Origin of the sequence: Streptomyces sp. NPDC048479, from assembly GCF_040651435.1 — a bacterium.
Lineage (GTDB): Bacteria > Actinomycetota > Actinomycetes > Streptomycetales > Streptomycetaceae > Streptomyces.
In genome coordinates this window covers 1-6,178 of the sequence record NZ_JBEZKA010000081.1, presented here as the reverse complement: position 1 = coordinate 6,178, position 6,178 = coordinate 1, and the positions used below count along the sequence as shown (strand labels likewise).

The window sequence follows — 6,178 nt, the reverse complement described above, 5'->3', positions numbered from 1 at the left end:
AGAGGCCGCGCTGGACCGGTTCGCCGAGTTCGCCGACGCATGGGGCAAGAAGTACCCGGCGATCGTCAGGCTGTGGGAGAACGCGTGGGAGGAGTTCACCCCGTTCCTCCGCTTCGACAGCGAGATCCGCCGGATCGTCTGCACCACCAACGCAATCGAGTCCGTGAACGCCCGGATCCGGCGGGCGGTCAAGGCCCGCGGCCACTTCCCCAACGAGCAGGCCGCACTGAAGTGCGTCTACATGGCCATCATGTCGTTGGACCCGACGGGCAAGGGACAAGCCCGCTGGACCAGCCGCTGGAAGACCGCGCTGAACGCCTTCGACATCACCTTCGACGGCCGTCTCTTCGCAGCCCGCCAGTAACCTCAACAACCCGAGATACACCGTTCATTGGACAGACCCACGGGTTCGGCTGGGTGAACGACGAGTTGCAGCGTCTCCGGCCTGGGGCCCCAGGTTGTGGCGGAAGATAGAGGGTGCATCGCCATCGGGAATGGCTTGGGCAGTGGGGGAGGGCTTGGTGCGGCTAGAGGTGCGGGTCGGGTCGGGTGTGGGTGATCTGCGTTCGTTGCAGGGCTGGTTGCGGTCGGATCCTGATGTGCGCCGGTCCGCCGTGGTCGAGGTGCGCGGGAGTACGCCGCGGCCGGGGGAGATGGGCACCGCACTCGACATGCTGCAACTGGTCACGGGGAACGGGTGGAGCGCGGCGTCCTTCGTGCTGGCGTTGGTGGCGTGGCGGCGTACCCGGCCGCAGCAGCCGCGGGTGGAGATCCGCCGGGGGGACACGGTCATCGTCCTCACCGACTGCTCACTCGAGGAGATCGAGCGGGCCAGCAGAGCCCTGGACGCCACCCCGGACGAGGATCGGGACTCGTGAGTGTCCTGCCCGACCCAGGAGCCTCACGGGCAGTTCTGATCGGCACCAGCTGCTACGACCACCTTGAGCAGTTGCCGGCCGTCTCGAACAACCTGACCACCCTTGCCGACCTCCTGACCGGTCCGCTGTCCCTGCGCATGCCCGCCCCGCACGTCACCGTTATCGAGAACCCACCCGACCCGGCGACCGTGATGGAACCGCTGCGCCGCGCGGCCGCGGAGGCCACCGACACCCTGCTCGTCTACTACGCCGGCCACGGCCTCATCGACCCCCAAGACGCACTCACTCTCGCTCTGCCGCACACACAGCCCGACCGGGTCGAGACCTGCCTGAACTACGACTGGTTGCGCCGGATCCTTCTAGGCTCGCGCGCGGAGCGGCATGTCGTCATTCTGGACTGCTGTTACAGCGGTCTGGCCCTCGGCAGGATGAGTGCCTCGTCCAGTCTCGCCGACCAGGCCGCCGTCGAGGGCAGCTTCCTCCTGGCGGCCTCGGCCGAGACCCGCACGGCCCTGGCACCGGTCGGAGACACCTACACGGCGTTCACTGGCGCGCTCCTGGACACCTTGCGCCTCGGCATACCTGACGGCCCGCCCCTGCTGGACCTGGGAGCCGTCTACCGGCATCTGAGGGTGACCCTGGAAGCCCGCGGACGCCCCATCCCGCAGGCCAGGGACCGCAACAGCGGCGCCCGTGTGGCACTCGGGCGCAACCACGCGGCTCTTCCTGCCCCACCTTTTCCCCTGGGGGAGACCGCCGGGGCCGGGCGGCGTCTTTGGCCCGATCCGCATGCGATCCGCACCGTCACGGGGTTCTTCACCGCACTCGCGGACGTGCGGGTGACCAGCGGGCTGACCCATCAGGCAGTCAGTCAGCGCTCGGCGGGACGCATCTCGGCCGGCACTGTCAGCACTCTGCTGAACCGCCGCACTCTTCCCACGACATGGGCAACGACAGCCGCTTACCTGTCGGCCTGCGGCGTCCCTGACGACCAGATCACGCAGTGGCACGCCATCTGGCAGCGGCTGCGCGACGAAGCACCGACCGCAGACACCGCGAGCGAAATCGCCCAGCAGACAGAGGAGCCTCAAACGAAGAGGTCGTGGCAGCGGTCGTTCTCGGTCTTCCGCCGCGAACGACGTCACTGACCCCCAACGGCAGGGGTTGAAGATACTGACGGCTGCGGCCGGGGAGCGTCAGGACGGTCCGAATCATCCCCGAACAGCGTGTTCCAGCCGGCGATAGCCAACAGCACAGCCACCAGGACGACACCCGCGGACGGTTTCTTCCACCGGCTCGACGCCGATGACGGCTTCACGTAGTGCCCTGCCCGATAGTGCCCCTTGCGATTCTGAGCCACAGGTCCACATCCCCCGATGCCGCCGTCGACCGATACGCGCACGAGTGTCTCAGCGACCAGCCCACCACGGTTCTGGAACTGATGAGCACGGCTGATTCTGCACTCTGGCAACAAGGCCGCGACGCCCAGCATCTGGCCGACCGCCCTCCATGAAGTCCCCGGAGTAGCGGCCTACCGCTATGCCCATTCGACCCCCAGTTCGGCGAGTGCGGCGCGGGGAGTGTCATGAATTAGGTGTGTTCCTCCCCGAAGGAGTCACCTGATGAGTATGACGACGGATCACCGGATCGAGACCTTGGGCAGCGTGTCGCTTGCCGTGGCTGACGACAGTGTTCAGGGTGCCAACGTGAAGTCGATGCCGGTGTCGCCGAATGGTCTGTCCAGCGAGTTGCTGGAGGAGCTGGCCGCGCTCGCGGCCGAGAAGGTCCGTGGGGAGGGACTGCGGCTGATGGGCGAGGGCGGGCTGCTGCCCGAGCTGGCCCAGCATTTGATGCAGGCCGCCCTGGAGGCGGAGATGGACCAGCACCTGGCCGCCGAGGCCGGCCGGGCCGGCGGGCGCGGATCGCGTTCGGGCGGCAACATGCGCAACGGCTACCGGCCGAAGAAGGTCATGACGGAGGTCAGCGCGGTGACAGTGCAGGTCCCGAGGGACCGGCTGGGTACCTTCCGGACCCGGATGCTTCCCGCGTACGCCCGGCGCACGGGCGCGCTACTCGCCGCTCACTCGAACGGATGAGGATCTTGCGCCGCCCCTCAAAAGCGACGAAGGAGCCAGCCGCGTACTGCTGCGATCGGCCCCTGTCAGTCCGGTTCTACGCCCATTCGACGCCCATCTCCCGCAGCCCGTCCAGCTGCTCCTGGGTGAGCTTGTCCCGCCTCGATTTGGTGTTCGATACCCACACGCCCAGTTTCACGACCACGGGCTCCGTCTCGCCGTCGACCGCGATCTCTTCGCTGTGCGCGCGCGGCACCGCCCGGCCCGCCCCTTCCCGCTCCACCCACTGCGCGAGCGCCGCCAGGCCCCGCTGGAACGCCTGCTGCGCCTTGCTCGGACCCTTTGCCGCACGCCCGGCCGCCGGGGCGGCAGACGGCGCCTCAAGCGGCTTGACGCCCAGCACGGTCAGCCGCTCCTGCTGCTCGGGCAGGAGCCGCGCCCAGGTGCCCGGCTGTTTCTGGTGCTGGAGCCACTTACCGATGTCGTCGCCGTCCATCAGCACGCCGGGTGCGATGTCGGGCAGCTGGCCGTCGGCGTCGACGAGGTCCGCCAGGACGCGGTAGTGGCGTTGCCAGTCCAGCGGCCACGGGCAGTCCCAGTCCGGGTCGATCTCCGTCAGCTGCGCCGCGCGCACGGCGGCCCGCTCCGGGTCCTTGCCCAGGCCGTTCTTCGCGCCCTTCCTGCGGAGGTTGGCCATGTTGTGAAGTGCCGCTGGGTTACCAGTGCGTGGGTCTCATTTCTGTGTCACCGTCAGATATGCGCCTTCAGCGTCACAACCGGGGAAGACTGCTGGCGGCTTACTGACATGAGGTGACAGAAGCCAGTGGCACCCTGCGGCAGAACTGCAGGACAGCTACGTGGCACCTCCAATAGCGCGCCTTGTCTGATGGCGCCGGGGTGGTGTGCGGGCAGGGATGTGGCGGCGGTCGGGTGCGGACGTGGGTGGCCAGTGCGAGGCATGGCAACTCCAGCCGGTCGGCGAGGTGTTGGAGGAAGCGCCTAGGCCGACCCATGCCTGAAATAGACATGGGATGATCCCTCTTCCGTGTACGAGACAGCAGGAGCTTTGATGAGCGACGGACAGCATCCAGCCGAACTAATCTGGTCCGTCACCGACTTGCTGCGCGGCGACTACCAGGCTTCGGATTACGGCAGGGTGATCCTTCCTTTCACGGTGATCCGGCGGTTGGAGTGTGCGGCCGAGGCGGCACGAAAGCACGCCGCGGAGACAGCTGAGGATCAGGACGGCACCGCCGCTGAGGTATCGCATGGTGCGCTGCGACTCGCCACCACGAGTCCGCTCACCCTCCGGCGGATTGCCAACGGTGACGTCACTTCCGCCGCGTCTGGTCTGCTCTCCTACGTCGGCGCCTTCACAGACCGGCGGGTCTCGGAGGTGCTGGAGCGGTACGGTTTCGAGCAGGAGATCAAACGTCTGCACCGGGCCAATCTCCTGAGCCCGGTCATCCGAAGGTTCGCTGATCTCGACCTGCGACCTGTGCAGGTGACCGACCAGCAGATGGGCGCTGTTTTCGACGAGCTGGTCCGCCACTTCGTCGAGCAGGCCAGCCAGAACGCAGGCGAGTACTTCACCCCCCGTGACGTGGCTGGCCTGATGGCCCGGCTGCTGATCGCGCCAGACGTGGACCAGCTCAGCCTGCCCGGCCAGGGCCGGAGTGTCTTGGATCCGGTCTGTGGCACCGGCGGCCTACTCATCGAGGTCGGGGAGCGGATATCCGAACTAGGCCAGCACACCAGCATTAGCCTGCACGGGCAGGAGTTAGCCGGCCAGGTGTGGGCGATCTGTCAGTCGAGCATGATCATGCGGGGTGAGGATCCCGGCACCGTCACGTTCGGCAACGTCTTCACTGATGACGGCCTTCCCAACGCTCACTTCGACTACCTTCTTGCCGCTCCGCCGTTCGGCATGGAGTGGAAGGCGGTGCGGCCAGCCGTGGTCGCCGAGCATCAAGAGCTCGGCTACAACGGCCGGTTCGGCGCCGGACTGCCGCGCGTCAATGACGGCTCGCTGTTGTTCCTCCAGCACATGCTTTCGAAGATGAAGCCGGTGAACGCAGGGATAGGCGGCAGTCGTCTGGCGGTCCTGTTCAGTGCAGCGCCCATGTTCTCGGGCGCAGCAGGGTCAGGCGAGTCCAATATCCGGCGGTGGATCATCGAGAACGATTGGCTCGAGGCGATCATCGCCCTGCCCACGCAGCTGTTGCCCAACACGTCTATCCCGACGTACGTCTGGCTCCTGAGCAACCGCAAACCAAAGGAGCTGCGTGGCACGGTCATCCTGCTCGATGCGCAGGAGCGCTGGCAGCAGATGCGCAGGCCTCTTGGGTCGAAACGCAAATACATCACGTCCGCCGAGGCCGAGGCCATCACCACTACATATGGGCAGGCCCTGGCCGCGGCTGTTGACGGCCGGCATCCGCAACGCGGCACGGTCAGAGTGGTGCGCACCGACCAGCTTGGCTACCAGCAAGTCACCGTTGAGCAGCCGCTGCGGTTGCGTTTCGAGGTCTCCGAGGAGACGCTGGCCCGTCTTGCCGAGTCCAAGGCCCTGCAAAAGTCCGGCGTTCTGCACCACTTGCTGACTGCCCTGCGCCCGACGGCGGGTGCGGTGTGGTCGGGCAAGTCCGCTGCCGTCAAAGCAGTCAAGGCTGCGCTTGTTGGCCAGGGCTACCCCTGGCCGACAAGCGCGGCATTCCAGCGGGCGCTGCTGGATGCGCTGGGCGTGCGGGATCTGCAGGGCGAGGTCCAAAGACTTAAGGACGCCCCGGTGCCGGACCCCGCGCTGCGCCGGGTCCTCAAAGTCCCCTTCGGTGACAACCCGGAGGAGTACGTGGCGCGCCAGGTCCTGCCAGAGGAGTCGGGATCCTGGATCGATCCTGCCAGGACCAGCAATGGGTACGAGATCTCCTTCCAGCGGTTCTTTTCCACCGAACGCCTGCAGGGGCCGTTTGAACCGCTTTGGAAGTTCGCCCGCTTGGAGACGGCCAGGATTCCTCCAGTCGGTGACGACACCGTCGGTCAGGACCGGCCCTTCCACTTGCGGGCACAGGATTTGCGGCTCGTCGATGCGGCCGTGGAACTGCCCGAAGCTCCTACCTCCGGACCTGGCCTGAGAAGCCTTCCGCTTACCGTTCGACAGGCTTGATCAGTCGAACACGGTTCCTGTTTGGGTGATCTCTCGGCAGCCGCGGCATAACGGCAGGG

Annotated in this window: 5 protein-coding genes and 1 pseudogene; 5 read left to right on the top strand and 1 reads right to left on the bottom strand. The window is 66.8% G+C overall.

Translation table 11 applies throughout. The annotated features are described in order from the left end of the window. From AB0D12_RS40810 to AB0D12_RS40795, 4 genes are all read left to right on the top strand, one after another. Positions 1-364 (top strand): transposase (locus AB0D12_RS40810; RefSeq protein ID WP_362695045.1); only part of this gene is annotated, 364 nt, incomplete at its 5' end. A gap of 130 nt (positions 365-494) precedes the next feature. Continuing rightward, positions 495-878, top strand: coding sequence for a hypothetical protein (locus AB0D12_RS40805; protein WP_362695042.1), 384 nt, complete (start codon positions 495-497; stop codon positions 876-878). After that, a complete protein-coding gene (locus AB0D12_RS40800; protein WP_362695039.1) occupies positions 875-2,026 on the top strand; it encodes a caspase family protein in 1,152 nt (383 codons plus the stop codon). Before AB0D12_RS40805 ends, AB0D12_RS40800 begins: the two co-directional genes overlap by 4 nt. 474 nt (positions 2,027-2,500) lie before the next feature. Next, complete coding sequence (locus tag AB0D12_RS40795; RefSeq protein ID WP_362695036.1) at positions 2,501-2,974, top strand: transposase; 474 nt, start codon at positions 2,501-2,503, stop codon at positions 2,972-2,974. Positions 2,975-3,050: 76 nt separating this feature from the next. Here AB0D12_RS40795 and AB0D12_RS40790 read toward each other — a convergent pair. Next, positions 3,051-3,650 (bottom strand): annotated as a pseudogene (locus AB0D12_RS40790) (helicase associated domain-containing protein); the annotation flags it as partial. Positions 3,651-4,022: 372 nt separating this feature from the next. Between AB0D12_RS40790 and AB0D12_RS40785 the strand changes: the two are divergent. Then, positions 4,023-6,119: a class I SAM-dependent DNA methyltransferase gene (locus AB0D12_RS40785; protein ID WP_362695033.1), complete on the top strand. Its 2,097-nt coding sequence runs from the start codon at positions 4,023-4,025 to the stop codon at positions 6,117-6,119. Positions 6,120-6,178 lie beyond the last annotated feature (59 nt).